The organism is Sphingomicrobium astaxanthinifaciens, assembly GCF_022865105.1.
Lineage (GTDB): Bacteria > Pseudomonadota > Alphaproteobacteria > Sphingomonadales > Sphingomonadaceae > Sphingomicrobium > Sphingomicrobium astaxanthinifaciens.
Genome location: NZ_JAKNYM010000001.1, coordinates 162,103 through 179,482, shown reverse-complemented (window position 1 = coordinate 179,482; position 17,380 = coordinate 162,103). Strand labels below are relative to the sequence as shown.

20 protein-coding genes and 1 pseudogene are annotated in these 17,380 nt (G+C 58.5%); 20 read left to right on the top strand and 1 reads right to left on the bottom strand.

Annotated features, from left to right (window positions below; genetic code table 11):
* Window positions 1–6 precede the first annotated feature (6 nt).
* The 20 genes from L8951_RS00875 to L8951_RS11670 all read left to right on the top strand — a co-directional run bounded on the left by L8951_RS00875 (window position 7) and on the right by L8951_RS11670 (window position 16,467).
* A complete protein-coding gene (locus tag L8951_RS00875) occupies window positions 7–1,290 on the top strand; it encodes a sigma-54 interaction domain-containing protein (protein ID WP_244381109.1) in 1,284 nt (427 codons plus the stop codon).
* Window positions 1,287–1,643, top strand: coding sequence for a flagellar hook-basal body complex protein FliE (gene fliE, locus L8951_RS00870; protein ID WP_244381107.1), 357 nt, complete (start codon window positions 1,287–1,289; stop codon window positions 1,641–1,643). The genes L8951_RS00875 and fliE overlap by 4 nt, the downstream gene beginning before the upstream one ends.
* 4 nt (window positions 1,644–1,647) lie before the next feature.
* A complete protein-coding gene (gene fliF, locus L8951_RS00865) occupies window positions 1,648–3,285 on the top strand; it encodes a flagellar basal-body MS-ring/collar protein FliF (RefSeq protein WP_244381106.1) in 1,638 nt (545 codons plus the stop codon).
* Entirely contained in the window at window positions 3,285–4,313 is a 1,029-nt protein-coding gene (locus L8951_RS00860; protein ID WP_244381105.1) for a flagellar motor switch protein FliG, read from the top strand. Before fliF ends, L8951_RS00860 begins: the two co-directional genes overlap by 1 nt.
* Complete coding sequence (locus L8951_RS00855) at window positions 4,300–4,866, top strand: FliH/SctL family protein (RefSeq protein WP_244381667.1); 567 nt, start codon at window positions 4,300–4,302, stop codon at window positions 4,864–4,866. The genes L8951_RS00860 and L8951_RS00855 overlap by 14 nt, the downstream gene beginning before the upstream one ends.
* Before the next feature lies 1 nt (window position 4,867).
* Window positions 4,868–6,205, top strand: a complete 1,338-nt coding sequence (locus L8951_RS00850; protein ID WP_244381104.1) for a FliI/YscN family ATPase — start codon at window positions 4,868–4,870, stop codon at window positions 6,203–6,205.
* The gene (locus L8951_RS00845; protein ID WP_244381103.1) at window positions 6,192–6,584 is read left to right on the top strand and encodes a hypothetical protein; all 393 of its coding nucleotides are present in this window, start codon (window positions 6,192–6,194) and stop codon (window positions 6,582–6,584) included. Before L8951_RS00850 ends, L8951_RS00845 begins: the two co-directional genes overlap by 14 nt.
* 128 nt (window positions 6,585–6,712) lie before the next feature.
* Window positions 6,713–7,927, top strand: a complete 1,215-nt coding sequence (locus L8951_RS00840) for a hypothetical protein (protein WP_244381102.1) — start codon at window positions 6,713–6,715, stop codon at window positions 7,925–7,927.
* Window positions 7,928–7,948: 21 nt separating this feature from the next.
* A complete protein-coding gene (locus tag L8951_RS00835) occupies window positions 7,949–8,515 on the top strand; it encodes a flagellar basal body-associated FliL family protein (protein ID WP_244381100.1) in 567 nt (188 codons plus the stop codon).
* A complete protein-coding gene (locus L8951_RS00830; protein WP_244381099.1) occupies window positions 8,512–9,390 on the top strand; it encodes a FliM/FliN family flagellar motor C-terminal domain-containing protein in 879 nt (292 codons plus the stop codon). The genes L8951_RS00835 and L8951_RS00830 overlap by 4 nt, the downstream gene beginning before the upstream one ends.
* Window positions 9,391–9,400: 10 nt before the next feature.
* Entirely contained in the window at window positions 9,401–9,712 is a 312-nt protein-coding gene (gene fliN / locus L8951_RS00825) for a flagellar motor switch protein FliN (protein ID WP_244381098.1), read from the top strand.
* Complete coding sequence (locus L8951_RS00820; RefSeq protein WP_244381097.1) at window positions 9,712–9,990, top strand: flagellar biogenesis protein; 279 nt, start codon at window positions 9,712–9,714, stop codon at window positions 9,988–9,990. The genes fliN and L8951_RS00820 overlap by 1 nt, the downstream gene beginning before the upstream one ends.
* Window positions 9,987–10,742 carry a flagellar type III secretion system pore protein FliP gene (gene fliP, locus L8951_RS00815; RefSeq protein ID WP_244381096.1) on the top strand — a complete coding sequence of 252 codons (756 nt, stop codon included), beginning with the start codon at window positions 9,987–9,989 and terminating at the stop codon, window positions 10,740–10,742. The genes L8951_RS00820 and fliP overlap by 4 nt, the downstream gene beginning before the upstream one ends.
* A 4-nt stretch (window positions 10,743–10,746) precedes the next feature.
* Window positions 10,747–11,016, top strand: coding sequence for a flagellar biosynthetic protein FliQ (locus tag L8951_RS00810; RefSeq protein ID WP_244381095.1), 270 nt, complete (start codon window positions 10,747–10,749; stop codon window positions 11,014–11,016).
* On the top strand, window positions 11,016–11,801 hold the full coding sequence (gene fliR / locus L8951_RS00805) for a flagellar biosynthetic protein FliR (protein WP_244381094.1): 786 nt from the start codon (window positions 11,016–11,018) through the stop codon (window positions 11,799–11,801). Before L8951_RS00810 ends, fliR begins: the two co-directional genes overlap by 1 nt.
* Window positions 11,798–12,928 (top strand): EscU/YscU/HrcU family type III secretion system export apparatus switch protein, encoded by a 1,131-nt coding sequence (locus tag L8951_RS00800; protein ID WP_244381093.1) that lies wholly within the window; start codon window positions 11,798–11,800, stop codon window positions 12,926–12,928. The genes fliR and L8951_RS00800 overlap by 4 nt, the downstream gene beginning before the upstream one ends.
* Before the next feature lie 30 nt (window positions 12,929–12,958).
* A complete protein-coding gene (gene fliD, locus L8951_RS00795) occupies window positions 12,959–14,371 on the top strand; it encodes a flagellar filament capping protein FliD (RefSeq protein ID WP_244381092.1) in 1,413 nt (470 codons plus the stop codon).
* Entirely contained in the window at window positions 14,364–14,765 is a 402-nt protein-coding gene (locus L8951_RS00790; RefSeq protein WP_244381091.1) for a flagellar export chaperone FliS, read from the top strand. The genes fliD and L8951_RS00790 overlap by 8 nt, the downstream gene beginning before the upstream one ends.
* 46 nt (window positions 14,766–14,811) lie before the next feature.
* The gene (locus L8951_RS00785) at window positions 14,812–15,447 is read left to right on the top strand and encodes a PilZ domain-containing protein (protein ID WP_244381089.1); all 636 of its coding nucleotides are present in this window, start codon (window positions 14,812–14,814) and stop codon (window positions 15,445–15,447) included.
* Window positions 15,448–15,549: 102 nt separating this feature from the next.
* Entirely contained in the window at window positions 15,550–16,467 is a 918-nt protein-coding gene (locus L8951_RS11670; RefSeq protein ID WP_425262467.1) for an arginine deiminase-related protein, read from the top strand.
* A gap of 444 nt (window positions 16,468–16,911) precedes the next feature.
* Here L8951_RS11670 and L8951_RS11665 read toward each other — a convergent pair.
* Window positions 16,912–17,337, bottom strand: a pseudogene (locus tag L8951_RS11665) (PAS domain-containing protein); the annotation flags it as partial.
* Between the last annotated feature and the right edge of the window lie 43 nt (window positions 17,338–17,380).

Genomic DNA, 17,380 nt, shown 5'->3' with positions numbered 1-17,380 from the left:
GGCGCGATGATCGAGATCACTGAGAAAGCAAAAAACGCTAATCCAGTGCTCTGCGCTCGTCTCGCCGGCGTTGCGAGTGCGCTGCAGCTTTCGAAAAACGCGACTATCGCAGCACCCGGTGAGGTGATCGAAGGCGACACCGCACGGATTTTCATTGATCACCGTGCGGGCGAAGCGTCTGAATGGTCGTCTGAGCGCGTTCGGGGGACGCTGACCTATGATGATCCGACAGGTCAGGCCACCTTTGGCGCTTTGGTCGCTCTCCTTCACCAGCGGCGCGGGCCCATTGCGGCGGATCCGGACTCCCTTGCGGTGGTCAATCTGGCGGTACGCCTCGCGGGTTCTGACGTCCCGGTTCTGATCAATGGGCCTACCGGTACAGGGAAAGAAGTGCTTGCTCGCTTCATTCATGAAAGCAGTGACCGGGCCGACAAGCCGTTTGTTGCTGTAAATTGTGCCGCAATCCCCGAGACCATGCTCGAGGCATTGCTTTTCGGTCACGTGAAAGGTGCCTACACCGGGGCGAGTGCTGGGGGAGAAGGCTTTTTTCGCGCAGCAGATGGCGGGACGCTTCTTCTCGACGAGATTGCGGAAATGCCATTGGCACTCCAGGCCAAGCTTCTGCGCGCGCTTCAGGAAGGTGAAGTTGTACCAGTGGGTGCCACAGCTCCTGTCAAAATTGACGTGCGTGTGCTTGCATGTGCCAACCGCGACCTGCCTACAGAAGTGGCCGAGGGACGTTTCCGGGCCGACCTTTATTATCGTCTGAACGTCTTTCCCCTGTCGTTGGCGGCATTGCGTGACCGTGCGGAAGATATCGCGCCGTTGGCTTTTGAGATGATCGCGCGCCACACACCTCGCTCGCAATCGGTTCCTTGGATCGACGAGTATGCGATGTCGGCACTTTTGGCGCATGGTTGGCCGGGAAACATCCGCGAACTCGAAAACGTGATGCGCCGCGCCTTGGTTCTCCTTGGGAGCGAGAAGGTCATCAAGCTGCAGCACATCGTCTTCGACCAGCCTGCTCGGCTCGTCAGCGCCAATCGGGATGATAGCCAGCTGTCGGCTCAACTGATGAGCAATGAGAGCCATCAAACCGACGGTGCCGTCGCAGCTAACCTAGCCGATGTAGTCAAGATCTCAGAAGCTCGGGCAATCATCGAGACGCTCGATTCAGTGGGCGGGAAGCGGCGGGAAGCGGCTCAGAAACTGGGGATCAGCGAGCGCACATTACGCTATCGGCTCGCCTCGTTTCGTGAAGCTGGTCTGATGCAAGGAGCGGGTCGATGACCCCGGTCGGTGGTGTTGGAGGCGGCGTTCAATCGGTGATGCAGCTGCGTCAGCAACTCATCGAGCAATCGCGCGCTCTTCAGGAACTGCAAGCAGGCAAACCCACAGCCACCCCCGCGACTGACGAGCCTGCGGGGGGCTTTGCGGGAACGCTCAAGACGGCCCTGTCAGAGGTCAACGATAGTGCGCAACGTTCTGCAGAATTGAGTGCGGCGTATGAGCGCGGTGAAGTGACCGACATAACCTCCGTGATGCTGGCCCGCCAAGAGTCGAGCATTGCCTTCGAAGCTACGCTCCAAGTCCGAAATAAGCTGCTGTCCGCTTATCAGGAAATTATGCGAATGGGGGTCTAACTAGGTGACCGAACTGGTGCCGACTATGTCTGAGAAGACTGCAACTGTTCTACCGGGAAGCAAGCTACTGCCTCCCGGTATTTCGGACGTGGTGAACCAGCCAGCGATCCGAAAGGCGCTGCCCGCCTTCGTCGGGATCGCTGGTCTGGGCTTGGCGGCTTTAGCTTGGTCGGTTGTCTCCGAGCCTCCTCAGCGCACCTTGTTCTCCGCTTTGAACGATGCCGACAGGGCCGCTGTTGCAGCCGCGCTTGATAGTGCGGCGATTGATTACTCCATTGACCCTGGTACCGGCAGCCTCACGGTGGGCGAGGACGATTATCATCGAGCGCGTATGTTCGTCGCATCCAATGGGGCATTGGCTACGCCAGAGACGGGGACTGACCTGATCAATTCGCTCCCCATGGGTGCTAGCCGGACGCTGGAAGGGGACCGTCTTCGCGTGGCCAAGGAGCGCGAGCTGACGCTTACGATCAAGGAAATCGATGGCGTCCAGGCGGTGCGGGTCCACCTTGGCCAAGCTGAGAAGTCTGTATTCGTTCGTGAAAAACTGCCGCCGAGTGCGTCAGTTATGGTCCGCATGGCTCCGGGGCGTAGTTTGTCCAATGATCAGGTTCGTGCAATCGCCAACTTGGTCTCGGGCTCAATCCCCGGCATGCCCAACGACGCCGTTCGCATCGTGGATCAGCATGGGCGCCTTTTGACCGGCGCTGAAAGCAGTGATCACGACAGCCTCGAACTGCAGTCCCGGATGGAAGAAAAGATCCGGCTTCAGTTGGCACAGCTTCTCACTCCAATGTTTGGAGCAGGCAACTTCTCCTTCGAGGCCCAGGTCGAGCTCGACATGGCGGAGGTGACCGCGGCGCGTGAGCAATACGATCCGCAAGGTGCGCTCGTGAGCGAAACTGAGCAACGACGTCAAAGCGCTCTGGCGAACGCGCGGGGTGTTCCAGGTGCAACGTCGAATATGCCCCCCGAGAACGCCGCGACAGTAGACGGCCCACCGATCGCAAACGAGGGCGTTGTCGATCAGGAGTTGATCGGAGATCGTAGTTCTTCGCGACAATATCAGGTCGGCCGTGAGGTTAGCGTTTCTAACTCCGCGCCGGGCGCAATCGATCGCCTATCGGTCGCTGTAGCGCTCGACCAGAATGCGCTCGAGGGTTTTAGCGAAGAGGATTTGCAAAAACTCGAAACCCTGATTTCTGCAGCAGTCGGTGCGAACCCGGAGCGAGGAGATCAGGTGGCGGTGATGGTGCGTCCGTTCGATCAGCCGGTGGAAGAAGAACTAGCCGTTTGGGAGCGTAGTTGGTTTTCCTCCGCCTTACGCACGGGGGCGGCGCTACTGGCTGTGCTTCTGACAATCCTCTTGGTCATTCGACCCGCGATGAAAATGATCGGGAAACGGACGTCCGAACCCGACGGGGCCGACGCTCCGTCAAAACCAGCGCTACTGGCAAACGCCGATAATTCGACTGCGCCGCGTGCTGCTTCAAACGAAAGCCATGAGGTCGCTCAGGGCGGTTCCCGGCTGAACGAGCAGATCGATCTGGCACAGCGACTGGCGCGGGAGAGGCCAGAAGACGCCTTGGTGGCTTTGCGTCGCATGCTGGTTTCGCCGCCCACCCAACAGGGATCGCAGTGATGCAGGAAGCTACGGTAGACAGCTCGCACAAAGATGCGATTCTCGAGAACGCGGCTATCCTTGTAACGCTTTTGGGAGAGGAGGAGTCGCGCTGGATACTCTCTCAACTGGAGCCCAAGGAGCTTCAGCGGCTTGGCAGCGCGATGTGCGCGCTCAACGAGATTGGCTCCGATGCTATCGAAGCCGCTATCCGGTCTTTCGCTGAGAATGCTAATCGCGTGGGCCCGCCGCCCGGTGATAGCCATCGTCGCGTCGAAGCGATGATGACGGGAGCCCTGGGAGAAATGAAGGCGCAGGCTGTGATGAGCCGGATTGGAAGCGCCGAGACGGCATTGTCTACTCCAGCAATCGAACTGGCCAAGTGGCTGCAGCCGAAGACCATTTTGCCGCTTGTGGCGGATGAACACCCGCAAATGATTGCGCTTCTCCTGGTGCAGCTCGAGCCTGAGGATGCAGCGGTGGTTCTTTCGCAGCTGCCAGAGGATCTGCAAACGGAAGTAGTCCACAGGATTGCGCGCTTGGGCCCGGTGAGCAAAGAGTCTCTCGAAATCCTAAATGATACGCTTCAGGAGCGTATCGAAAAGAACCACGGAGCGGTCCCTGTGACCGTTGGTGGCGTCTGCGAAGCCGCTCGCATCATCAATGCTGCCGCCAGCGCTGTTGAGAAACGGATTATCCCGGCCATTGGGAAAATCGACCGGGCGTTGGCGGACGACCTCGAAAGGGAGCTCTTCCGCTTTGAGGATCTTTGTTCGCTTGACGCTCAGTCCATGGGGCAATTGCTGCGCGAAGTTGAGAATGAGACGCTTATCAAGGCTTTGAAGGGGCTTAATGAACCGCTCCGAGAGCCCTTCTTCGCCGCCATGTCGACGCGAGCTGCCGATGGCGTACGAGATGAGATCGACTCCTTGGGACGCATTCGCCGGGATGAGGCGCAAGAAGCGCAGCGCGACGTAATCGCCACCGCAAAGCGTCTTATTGAAAACGGTACTCTTGCCCTCGGCGGGGGTGACGATGACTTCGTCTAGCATCCGGCTGACCGACCTGTCCCTCAGCGGGCAGTTCGTGCCGAGGCAAATCTGTGACGGAATGCAGGCGTCGCCGCCGATCGACTTGGAAGCTCGGGGCTATGAGCGCGGCTATTCCGACGGCTTGGAAGAAGGTATCGCCCAAGCGCGCGCCGATCATGACGCCCTTGTAGGTGAAAAAAGCAAACTGGAAGTCTCCTTTCGGCGCCTTGACGATGAGCTTACAGCTCAACTGCAGGACCGCATTCTTCAGGTCGTGATGGTTCTTTGCGAGGATCTGATCGAAACGACCTCCAGCCAGCCGGAAATGATTGCGGCGCGCGTGGAAAAGGCTGTCGGACTTTTGCGACGGCAGGAAGACGAGCGCGAAGTCTGCCTCCATCCCGATGACATTGAACTTGTTCGCAAATCGATCGGGCCGGACCTCAAGCTGAAATCGGACGCCAGCCTTCCGCGCGGTCATCTCAGGATCGATACGCCAGACGGAGGCATTGAGGATGGTCCCCACTTGTGGCGTCAAAAATTGATCGAGGCATTGCAAAGTCAGGCCTGATATGAGGACGCAAACAATCGAAGGCCTCTTGGACGGCATCTGCCAATCAAAACCGGACTTCAGTCCGCAGCGATTTGGCCATGTGGCAGCCTGCGACAGCGGCCTGTTGGAGGTTAGCGGCTTAGCAATACCGGTAGGTGCGATCGCTCGTATCGACGATGGTAAAGGTCGACAGCTTGCAGCGGAAGTCGTGGGCTTTCGGAATGGCCGTACGTTGATGATGCTGCTCGGTGACTCGGTATTGCTACGGCCAGGCATGCGAGTTCGACCTGAAGGTTGGCCCGGGATGGTTCGGGTCGGTGAAGCCAACCTTGGCAGGGCTGTTGACGGTCTAGGTCATCCGATCGATGGGGGGGCACCGCTTGCCCGACAGACTCTCTGGCCAGTTGGTGGGCAAAGGCATGGCGCGCTGGAGCGCACTCAGGTCGATGAACAGTTTCACTCAGGTATCCGGGCGATCGACGGCCTGACGACCTTGGGGGTTGGTCAACGTGTTGGCCTGATCGCAGGATCGGGCGTCGGTAAATCAGTCCTAATGGACATGATCGTTGCGGCCGCAAGCGCGGACGTCGTGGTTGCAGGCCTTATTGGCGAGCGTGCTCGTGAGGTTTCAGACTTCGTCGCCCACCATATGGAAGGTGAGCAAAAGGAGCGCCTCGCCGTGGTCGCCGTGCCGGCCGATCATGCCCCAAATCTTCGCCTTCGCGGCGCGATGCTTGCTACAGGCCTCGCCGAATACTTCCGAAGTCAAGGCAAGCGCGTGTTGCTCGTGCTCGATAGTCTTACTCGCGTGGCTCACGCCTCCCGAGAGATCGGTCTCATGCTTGGAGAGCCTGTCGCTGCCCGGGGCTACCCACCCTCTGCATTGGCGACAATTACGAAGCTAGTCGAACGAGCAGGTAGATCTCGCTCGAGCAACGGGTCAATTACCGGCGTTTACACGGTATTGGCAGATGGCGATGACACCAATGACCCGGTGGTGGACACCGCGCGCGCCATTCTCGATGGTCATATCGTACTTTCTCGCGAACTCGCCCAACGCGGTCATTACCCAGCGATTGACGCGACTGTGTCCCTTAGCCGCGTCATGGACGATATCGTAGGCGAGGATCACAGCCTCATGGCTCGAGAACTCCGGGGGCTAATCGCTCATTATGAGAGCAATAGAGATTTGCTGCTGATGGGAGCCTACAAGGCGGGCGCAGATCCCCGTCTGGATTTGGCAATCGCCATGAGGCCGAAGATCGAAGCGTTCTTGACCCAAGCCCGTGGCCAGGCCGTGAGCCCCGCGGAGGCGCGTGGTCAGCTCGAGCAGATTTTCGCTGATGTCGAAGGTTGATCAGGCCAAGTTGAAACGAGCATCACTGCTTGTTCGGATGCGTGAAATTGATAAGCGCAACGTAGCTACTCAATTGTCAGAATCTGTGGTGCGCCTCCAAAATATGGAGAAGCTCTCAGCGCGTCTCGAGGAGCTAACATCCTCTTATGGGCAAGCATCCAGGGCAAGCGACGGGCTTACGCTGCGCAATCAGTCTGCTGTCGCCGCCAGCGTTCTCGAGCACCGATCCAGATTGCGCTCTGAACTTGCCAAGGAAGAATTACAGCTCGCTGCGAAAAAAGCGGATTTGGCCTTGAAAGAGCGACGCCGAAGCGACGCGGTCGAGCATCTTGAAGGCATTGCAAAGACGCTAGCGCTAAGGGGCATTCATGCGGATTGATTGAGCAGTTGGCACGCTTCTTGAAAGATTGAAAGCCTCGAACTGATGAGGATTTCGTCGTGGCTTCTGCAAGTCTGAATATCATGGCAGCTCTAGGAGCTTCGGGGCCTGCCCAGGGGCTGAAGCAGATGAAGGCTCCGACAGGGGAAAGCGGCAGTTTTGAGAGTCTCCTTGCGGATGCCGAGGGGCTACTGCCTTCTCAGGCGCCGCATCCTACCCCGGAAATTCTCGAGGTGGCGAATGAGGCGGCGCCCGCGAGCGGAGGAGGCTTGCCGGTTGAGCGGCAAACCTTTGCCGCTCTCGGAATGTCGGTGCCGGTGTCGGTTGTAGACGTTAGCCAGTTGGATGCCTCGAATGTCACGGTGCCGCCGGCAGCGGGCGCCACTCTTGTTCCCGACAAGGGCCAGGCGGCTGACCTGACTGAGAATCTGGAAGGTGTTGAGGAACAGGTAGTCTGTCTGGTCCCGATGCGGGATAGCGTGACGATCGGAGTGGACGTCGAGAAGCCTAGCTCCCAAGATCCCAAGTTCTTGCAGGCGATTTCGCCCGCGCCCCGGCAAGGCCTCGCTCCCTCAGCAGTAGAACCACTCCTTATCGGCGAGGAAGGCGCGAAAAAGCTGCACCTTCCCACAGTGATCGGACAGGATGGGCGCGCGTCTGAAGGAAAATCGCTCAACATACGAGTTGGCGACTTCCCTCTGCCTGTTAGCAAGAACTTCGCGATGCCCCGACGCCAGCTTAGCGGCGAGGCGCTGGCCGCCACGAATGCGGCAATCCAACATGAGGACGTGGTTTCCCCCGCGGCAACCTTTGCGAAACTCAATGAGATCCCCATTCAGTCTGGCGGCCCGTCAGATACCTTCCTTTCGACCGCTATCGCAGGCGGTAGTCCTGCCTCGACAATAGGACCGGTTGGGATTGCCGCGACCACCAGCCTGATCGCGGTGCGAGATTTGATGGTCCAGTTGCAAAGCCAAAACCTCGGGGCCGCAACAACCGATAAGGCGGAAGCCGAGATTACCCTCAAGCACCAGGAACTCGGCAACCTTGTTGTCCGGATTGAACACGGGCGCGAAAGAGAGGTCAGCGTCGAGCTTGCCGGCGCGGACGCATCCAGTCACCGGGCTCTGAAGGCCGCCCTGCAGGAAGCCGGGCAGGAGCGCTCCGACAATTCCCACTCCTTCCAAGATAAAGGCCATCCGAGCACCGCTCAGGATGGGCGGCGAGGCCGGGCAAACAGCGGACCGCAACACCGATTTGACGACGACAGCGCTCGGACGCTTTCGATCAGAGAAAACGCGATGACAGACGAGCAGGATCTGCGGCGCGGAATTTTGGCGTGAAACGATTGAAGTAGAGGACGAATGGGCAAAGAAAACGAAACCGATAAGCCCGTTAAGAAGGGCGGCCTGATTGGGAAGGTAGTGCTTGGGCTGGTGTTGGTGTCGCTCGGGGGGGGCGGAGCGCTGGCTCTTGTCGCGACGGGAACGATCGACAGCGTCGAAGCCAAGGAAACCGGGCCGGCCCAGATCCTGAAAGGCGAAACAGACCCTTACGCTCTTCCGGCGGGCAAGGATGAAGTCACAATCGTCTATGGCGACGGCGGCAGCGAATACCGGCGTGCATATTTCGATTTCGGCGAAGTTTTCACGACCAACCTGAAGAATTCGGATTCGCTGGTCCAGGTGAAACTGGCTGCATCCACTACCTATGATGGCCGGGTTCTGATGTGGCTCCAGGAGCACCAGATCGCACTGCGTTCACGTATTCTTGTTGAATTGGCTGCCACGCCTGCCACCGATATCCATTCCATTGCCGGGAAAAAAGAGCTCCAAGGCCGATTGACGGCTGCGATCAATGATGAGCTGGAAACCCTCGAGGGGTTCGGCGGGGTGGATGATGTCCACTTTCAGAGCCTCATCGTCCAATGAAGCCTGAGGGGGATATGGTGGCTGCTGGGCGGGCAGCCAATCATTGCAAGGAATTGCTGAAGCTCGTTGATGAAAGGGCAGGGGAGCAGGCTAGCCTTGACCTCTTCGCGAAGAAGGTCGCACCCATTATCGCCTCTGCTTTCGGCATGCGTGAAGCCGATGTCGAGCCTCATCCCCTTGAGCGCGTAGACGAAAAGGACTTTCGCGAAACAGCGAAAGCGGGGCGCTGCAATCGTGTCCTGTGGTTGATTCCCGAAAGAATTTCGATCGTTTTGTCGATCGATTGCTCGCTCCTTCTGTCCAAATTCGATCGCGCTTTTGGCGGTGATGGCTCCGTGGCGAAGAACGTAAATGCCTTTTCCGCGTCGGTTGATCGCTATTCACAGAAGATCGAAGCAATGATTGAGCGCGATCTTGGCGAGATCATCGCTCCTGGCGTTAGCGATGTGTGGCGCGTGGGCGAGCGCGGTACCCACTTCGATACCTATCCATTTGCGATGGGCTCCGACCTCTTGAAGATCGCATTCAGCATCGGAGCGGAAAAGAACGAAGATTGGCGTCTGGAACTTGTGATGCAGGAGAAGCACACGGCAAGTCTTTGCGATAAGCGCAACAAGGCCACTAAGCCCGCAGGTCCGATCAATCCTCTCAAATCACCCTTTCGTCACGTCCCTCTCCCGGTCTCAGCTTCGCTCGCCTCTGCCAGCATCACGGTCGGTAAGCTGTCCCGCCTGACGCCCGGAGATGTTCTTCCGGTATCCCTTAACGCGACCGTTCCCTTGCTCCTCTCGGGAGAGGAAATCGCTCGCGGAACGATTGGCGAATGTGACGGGCGCGTCGCTCTCCAGGTGACCCACTCCATTTTCGGACAATAGGAAAAGCAAAATGACGATCTCGCATTCCATGGGAATTTTCGAAAACATCGACGTGCAAATGAACGTCGAGCTGGGACGCACGTCCATGTCGTTGCAAAAGCTCATGACGCTTAACGCCGACAGCATCGTTACGCTGGACAGGTTGATCGATGAACCTGTCGACCTGATGGTGAACGGAAAGCGCGTGGCTCGGGGCGAGGTGGTTCGCCAGGGAAATCATTTTGGCGTCCGCATTCTCGAAGTCGATGGGCAAGCCGATGGCCTTTTGGGTGGTAAGTCCACGATGGGTGCGGTGCCTCCCACTGGCGTGGGAGCCGACTAATGACCTGGTACCTTGGCAAGTTAATCCTGATGCTTGCCCTGACCGTTGGCCTTATCTGGGGCTCCTATCGTGCAATGCGGTTCCTTCAGGAAAAGCAGAGTGGATCTAACTCCCGACAGCGGATCGTCACCATCCGGGAAACCCAGATGGTCTCGCCAGGCCTCCGTCTTGCGGTGCTGCAATTCCATGGGCGAGACATTTTGGTGAGTCATTCGAAGGCGGGATTTGTGCGGTTGGCCGAAGCCCCCTCTGCGCAAGAACCGGTGCTACCCGAATGAGAAATTTGGTCCTCACCGCAGCATTACTCGCTTTCTCGCTAATCTCGCCAGGGGAGGCCTATGCGGCAACGGAAGCCGGTACGGTCGACCGAGTGATTGAGAATGTGACGGGTTCAGGGGGGCAGCCCCTGGCCCTCTCGCTCCAGCTGTTGCTGATCATGGGCCTGATGACCTTGCTGCCAAGCTTGGTCCTCATGATGACGAGTTTCACGCGGGTCCTCGTCGTACTGGCTATTCTCCGACAAGCCATCGGACTTCAGCAGTCACCGCCAAATCAGGTGCTGATTGGCCTGTCGCTATTCCTCAGTTTCTTCATCATGTCTCCAACGCTCGAGCGCGTGAACGACAACGCGATCGCGCCTTATGCGGCCGGCGAGATGGGGGCGGATCAGGCGATTTCTGCGGCCGGGGATGAATTCCACGGTTTTATGATCCAACAGACACGCGAGAGCGACCTCGAGATGTTCGCTGACATCGCGGGTGTAGGTGGGTTTGAAAGGCCCTCCGATGTTCCTTTCTCAATCCTGTTGCCAGCTTTCGTCACGAGTGAACTGAAAACGGCATTTCAAATCGGTTTCATGCTTTTCCTGCCATTTCTGGTGATCGATCTAGTCGTTTCCAGCGTGCTCATGTCGTTGGGCATGATGATGATGTCACCAATGTTGGTCTCGCTCCCGTTCAAGCTGTTGCTATTCGTCCTAGTAGACGGATGGGCAATGCTGATGGGATCGCTCGCCGCGAGTTACAGTTAGGGTTATGGATGACCTCAACGCCCTGCTGGCCATCGCGGACCGCATGCTTTGGACAACGGCCTTAGTCGCTGCGCCTGTTTTGCTCGGTAGCCTGGGTGTGGGCCTGTTGATCGGCCTGATTCAGGCTGCCACGTCCGTCAACGAACAGACGCTCACCTTCGTCCCGAAGCTTGCCGCGACAGCGCTAATCTTGGTGCTTTTTGGCGCAGGTATGACGACGCTTGTGACCGATTTTTTTCAAGACATTTTCCATGAGATAGCAAGCATCGGCTGATGTCTGAATCGGTGTTCGCTCTCGGTGAGCTGGAAAATCAATTCTGGCAATTAGCCTTCCTGATGATCCGGGTGGGGGCGGCACTGGTGGTCGCGCCGTTTTTTAGTGCAGCGGCGGTGCCTGCGTTGGTACGAGTGAGTGTCGCCGGAGCTGTTGCGATATTCATTCTTCACTGGGTACCAGTCGTCGGTCTCCCAAGCGACCTTTTCAGTGTTCCCGGTATGATCGTAGTCGTAGGCGAAATCCTGGTAGGGCTCTGCCTGGGGTTCGTGCTGCAGATAGCCTTTGCCGCGCCGCTTATTGCAGCCGAGATGATATCCGGGGCGATGGGGATGAGCATGGCAATCACCGGAGACCCGGCCTCAGGGGGCCAGACGACCGCTTACGGCCAGTTCTTTTCGGTCGTCCTTGTCCTGATATTTCTAACGCTGGGCGCCCATGTTCAGTGGCTCGGATTGGTCATCGAAAGCTTTCGAGCTTTTCCACCAGGCGAAACCTGGCTTGGTGCTGATCGCATGGCCGAGGTCGCAGCCTTCGGTGGAGTCATGTTCGAGACTGCGGTGCGGATCGCGCTGCCAGTCACCGTGATACTTTTTCTCGTTCAGGTGATCACCGGCATTCTTAGCCGATCGGCACCATCGCTGAACCTCTTTTCGCTGGGGCTTCCCGCTGGGGTTCTGGCGGGCATCTGCGCACTGCTTCTATCGACGCCACTCATCTATCAGCACCTTAGTGATCTGATCGCGACGGCACTTCTAAAGACTGAGAGCTTGGTGATCCGATGAGTGAGAGCGATAGCGGCGAGAAGACATTTGCGCCGACACCCAAGCGCATCCAAGACGCTGTCGAGAAGGGAGATGTCCTAAGATCAAAAGACCTTGCTGCGGCGGTGACGGTTATTCTGGGTTGCGTCTGGCTGTGGATTGCAGGGCCCTGGGTGCTCAATCTTTGGCGTGATGAGTTTCACCAAGCGTTCAATTTCGACCGCCAATCGCTCGAGGAATTTGATTTTAGTTCCCTGCTCCTTTCAGGCGGGGAGGCCGTCCTCCTCACTGCACTGACGATCGCTCTGCCAGTCATGGTTGCCGTCGTTATTTCCCAGTTTGTGTTTGGGAAAGGTCGCTGGGTAACGAAAAATCTGGCTTTCAAGGGTAAACGCATAAATCCGGGGGCGGGCTTGAAAAGAATGTTCGGCCCTACAGGTCTGATCGAGATGGGGAAGGGGATCCTGAAGCTTGGATTGCTCGGCTCCATAGCGGGCTTCTGGGTGGTTAGCTGGCTCGAGCCAATCTTCGGCCTCGGTCAGGGAAATCTTTCACAACAACTACAGGTAGCTTTCGATGCCTTGATCAGTCTGCTCATCAGTCTCTGTGGGGGGCTGATCCTCATCGCGATCGTCGACGTTCTCATTCAATGGATACGCAGGTCGAAGAGGCTCAAAATGAGCCATCGAGAGATGAAGGACGAGAACAAGAACGCTGAAGGCTCGCCGGAAGCCAAGGCGGCTCGACGACAGCGCCAGAGAGATATTGCCAGCGGCGGCCTTACCTTCGCCCTCAAAGACGCGCAGTTCGTTCTCGCCAATCCGACGCACTTTTCGGTGGCTATTGTCTACGATCCGGAACGGGCTGCTGCACCGATTGTGCTGGCGCGAGGTGCAGGGGATAAGGCCCTGGCAATGCGAGAAATCGCGACGGGGATGGATCTTCCTGTCCTGGAGTTCCCGCAGCTTACACGAGCGGTATATTATACCAGCCGCGAAAATCAGATGATTCACGAAGATCTCTACGCCTCGATCGCAGCGGTGTTGGCTTTCGTTTATTCGCTCAAGCGGGGCGACCGGGTCGCGCCTCCCTCGATCGAGGTGCCGCATAACCTTCGGTTTGATAGCGAAGGGAGACGCAGCGCTTAACAAGAGTATCCCAATGCCGTTCTTCGGGATATGACTAGCAGCAGCTCCATTATCTCTGCCCTTGGTGCCGGTAGTGGCATCGATATGGTCGGTCTCGCCGAGAGCCTGGCGAACGCGCAGTTCCAGCAGCGCAACGATCGTTTGGAAATGCGCCAAGAGGACCTCGAGGCCAAAATTTCCGCCGCGGCCGACCTGAGAGGTAACCTTAGCCTCTTGGCATCAGCATTTGGTGATCGCATTCGCGCTGGCGACTTGGCCATCAAGCCGGAGCTCTCGGGCCTTCAGGTCGCAACACCGTCCAGCCCTGCTGGCCGCACAGGCAGTGGGACCTACTCGCTTGAAGTGCATCAGTTGGCAGCTGCGCAATCGCTGACCTCGACGGCATTTACCAGCAAGGATGATGTCCTCGGAGAGGGGACGCTTCGCCTGCGTTTCGGCGCGGTCGATGGGACCTCTTTCTCCGCTTCCAGTGCCGCACCCATTGAAATTCAAATCGCCGCGGGTGCCACCCTGAATGACGTTGCCGCTGCGATCAATGGCGCCAATGCAGGCGTGTCAGCATATCTCGCGGATACCGGGAATGGCGTCCAGCTTGTACTCAAGGGCAGTGAGGGGCGCGAAAGCGGTTTCGTTGTAGAGGTCGATGGGGCCGGGGGGGACCTGGGCACGCTGGCTTGGAATCCAAATAGTGCGGGGGATCCCAGTCGGCTCGTCAACACTTCGAGAGATGCATTGTTCGAGGTCGATGGTGTCGCTTACCAGCGAAGCAGCAATAACACGGGGGAAATAGCTCCCGGCTTGCAGCTCAACCTTCTTGGCACCAACACCGGGCAGCCGTCGACGATCAGTTTTTCCAAGCCGGTCAAGGCAATTGCGGATGCCATGGCTGACTTCGTCAGTGCACTCAACGAGATCGCCAGCAAGCTGGAGGCCGCTACAGCGCCGATCGGGGGAGAACTGGCAAGTGACCCTGGAGCGCGGGCACTGAAGCGCGCGCTTTCGACCTTTGCAGGGCAAGTCGTCATGCCGACTGCCGCGAACGATTCCCCTCGAACCTTGGCGGACATTGGTCTGGCAACTGAAAGGAAGGGTGGTTTCCGGCTCGATTCCGCTCAGCTCCAGAAGATGCTGGATAAGGATCCCGCGGGCGTGGCAGCAATGTTCACCACGGGCATCCACGGCGTTTATTCGAGCTTGGATCGCCTGTCCCGTGCAATGTCGCGTTCGACTGATCCGGGAAGCTTGGCAGGGTCAATTGCCCGTTATGAAGCTTTGGCGATCGATGCGCGTGAGACTTCATCTGAGCTCGCTGAAAAACAGGAGGCTCTTCGAGCCAGCCTGGTTGCTCGGTTTGCCAAGACGGAAAGCCGCATCAGCGCGGCGCAATCAACTCTGTCCTATCTCCAAGCGCAAATCCGGGTTTGGGAGGGCGGTAATGACTAGTTCATTGGCAGGACGTTGCGCTACCCGCGCCTATAATCAAGTGAGCATCGAGGCACGTATTCTCGGCTGTGATGGGGAGAAACTTGTCCGGTTTTGCTTCGAAGAACTAGACCGGTCTTTGGGCCAATTGATCGCCGCAAAGCAGCGTAACCGACCGGCAATTGCGAGCGAGGCTTTATCCAAAGCTCTGGCAGCCTTGAGCGCTCTTGAAACAGGGATTGACCGGAGTTCGCCGCTGGCTCCTGCGCTTAGCTCATTCTATCTTGGTGTTCGCACCGAATTAGCTCGTCAGGCCTGGTCGAGGCATGGATCTAAGATAGAGGAGTTGCGTAGAGACGTCGCTGACGTTGCTTCAGCAATGGTGAAAGACAGCCCGATGGAAGTGGCTGCTTAAAGGTAGCCAGCCCAACTTCAGCACTTCAGTTAGGACGAATTGTCAAATGCCTCTCAACTCCGAGAACGTCGTAAAAATCGCACAGTCGGAATCGACCGAGCGCAAAGACGAGCGGGTCAACCTATTCTTGAGTGCACTCCTCGAAAGCGCAGGGGAGCGCCTAAGCGTCATCGTTCGAAATATTTCGCCGACTGGAGCATTGATCGAAGCGCCGGGGCTGCCAGCGGTGGGCTCCCATGTCCGTTTGGTTCGCGCGCAAAACCAAGTTTCAGGGGTTATTGTGTGGCAGTCCCGTGGACGTTGCGGGATCAACTTTGATATTCCGATCCTGCCTACGGACTGGTCGCCTAATTCGAAGGGATCAGGGCAGTCACAGGTAGATTGCAAGGTCGCTTCGGCGCGACAAAGCAATCTCTACAGCATCCAAGAAGACAAGAAAAAGAATATCTCCGACATTCGCGTGGCTGAAGAAATAGACTATACGATCCGGTCAATTTCATTTTCACTCGACGAACTGGCGGAGTATCCCATCCTGTTGAACAGGGCGCCTGCTACGCTGCAGCGGCTAGAGAAAGCGACGAACGCCTTGATGCACCTGTCAAAAATCTTGAAATCGGATGACCGTTTCAAGGCGCTTGATGATGTGGGGATGGCAGATTTGGTGCGAAGGCTCACACGATAGGGCAAACACGCGATACGCCGAGACAGCTGCATTTCCCTAAATTTATTTGTTAGCGTTTGCGTTTGTAGACGACTGCCGGAAAGGATTGCGGCAGAGATTATCATGAAGACGACACCCTCATGCGTGCTCATGGTCCGCCCGCACTGCTTCTCGCTCAACCCTGAGACACTAGCAGACAATAGCTTTCAGGTTGGCGCAGGCTCTGCCGATTCAGATGCCGCATTTTCCGAAGCCACCGCTTTGGCGAGAACCCTAGAAGAGGCGGGGGTCGAGGTATTGTTGTTCGAGGATTTGGGGGTAGAGACCCCAGACTCGGTTTTCCCAAACAACTGGTTATCAGCGCATCCTGATGGCACGCTTGTAACCTATCCAATGCGCGCCACCAGTCGCCGGCGCGAACGCCGCGCGGACATCCTCGCCGCGCTCGAGCGCCGCTTCGCGGTGACCCGCCGGATCGACCTTGCGTCGCACGAGACCGAGGGTCGGTCTCTCGAAGGCACGGGGGCGATCGTCTTCGACCATCCGCGTCGCCGCGCTTTTGCCGCGCGGTCGGGGCGCTGCGACGAGGGGCTGCTGCGCGACCTGTGCGCGGCGCTCGACTATGCGCCGACCATCTTCACCGCGACCTGCGCTGACGGTCGGCCGGTCTACCACACCAACGTGATGATGGCGCTCGGTAGTGGCTATGCGCTGGTCGGGCTCGACCTCGTGCGCGACCGCGACGAGCGCGCCGCGCTGCAAGCCGCGCTTGGTGGGCGCGAGATTATCCCGCTCGAGCCGTGCCAGGTCGACGATTTTGCCGGCAACGCCTTCGAACTGGCAGGGCGCGCCGGACCGTGCCTCCTGCTCTCCACGCGCGCAGCGGCTGCGCTGCGCCCCGACCAGCGCTCGGCGATCGAGCAGCACGCCCGGCTCATCCCGGTGGCGGTGCCGACGATCGAGCGCGCGGGTGGGTCGGTGCGCTGCATGCTGGCAGCGGTCGAACTGCCGCCACGACCCGTCGTTTCGGTCGCAACCTAAGCGCCGCGCCGCGCGCTGAAAGGGAAACAATTCACAGACGAGGGGAAAACCGCCATGACGATCGCCAAGCGCGCCGCCGCCGCTAAGTTCGACCCGCCCGCTGAGGAGCCGAAAGAGCCCCTCGCGAAACGCGCTCCCGCCGCGCAGGTCGTGCGCGAGAACGTGCCTCGGATGACCGATTGACGTGGGGTGGGGAGAAGCCGTGGTGCCGACCCCGTAGGCCTTGCCAAGAGGGAAGCGGTGAGACCCGTCAGACCGGGATCGACACCGTTGCCAAGCTAGCGATCGGGCGCCCGACCGCCAGATAGACCTTAAGGGGTAGGGCTCAGATCCCCGCTTCGACCGCGATGCGCACCATCTCGGCGCTCGAGCGCAGACCGAGCTTTTCATCACCAGTCCGCGGTGCATCTTAATCGTCTTTTCGGACAGGCCGAGTTCGTAGGCGATTTGCTTGTTGCGCAGCCCCGAGGCGACCATCTTCATCACCTCGGCCTGTCGCGGGCTCAGCGTTTTGACCAGTTCGATTGCGCGCGCTGACCGGCTCGTCGAGGGACCGAGGTCGTCCGCCTCGAGCTCCACCTGGCTGCCGAGGAAGTAGGTCAGCTCCCCGTCCTCGTTGAACAACGGGGCGATCATCACCGCGTTGCGGAAGGGCGAGCCGTCCTTCTTGTAGTTGAGAATCTCGACCAGCACGGCCTTCTTTTGCTCGACCCCCTCGCGCAGCCGCTGCGACAGGAAGGGCTCGGTGCTCGGACCCGCGAGGAAACGGCAGTTGCGTCCGAGGATCTCCTCGGGCGCATAGCCGGTCAGTGCGCAGAAGGCGTCGTTGACCGCGACCAGCGGATTATCGGGCAGCCGCGGGTCGGACACCACCGAGGCAATCGGGCTGCCCGCGATGAGCTGCACGATCTCG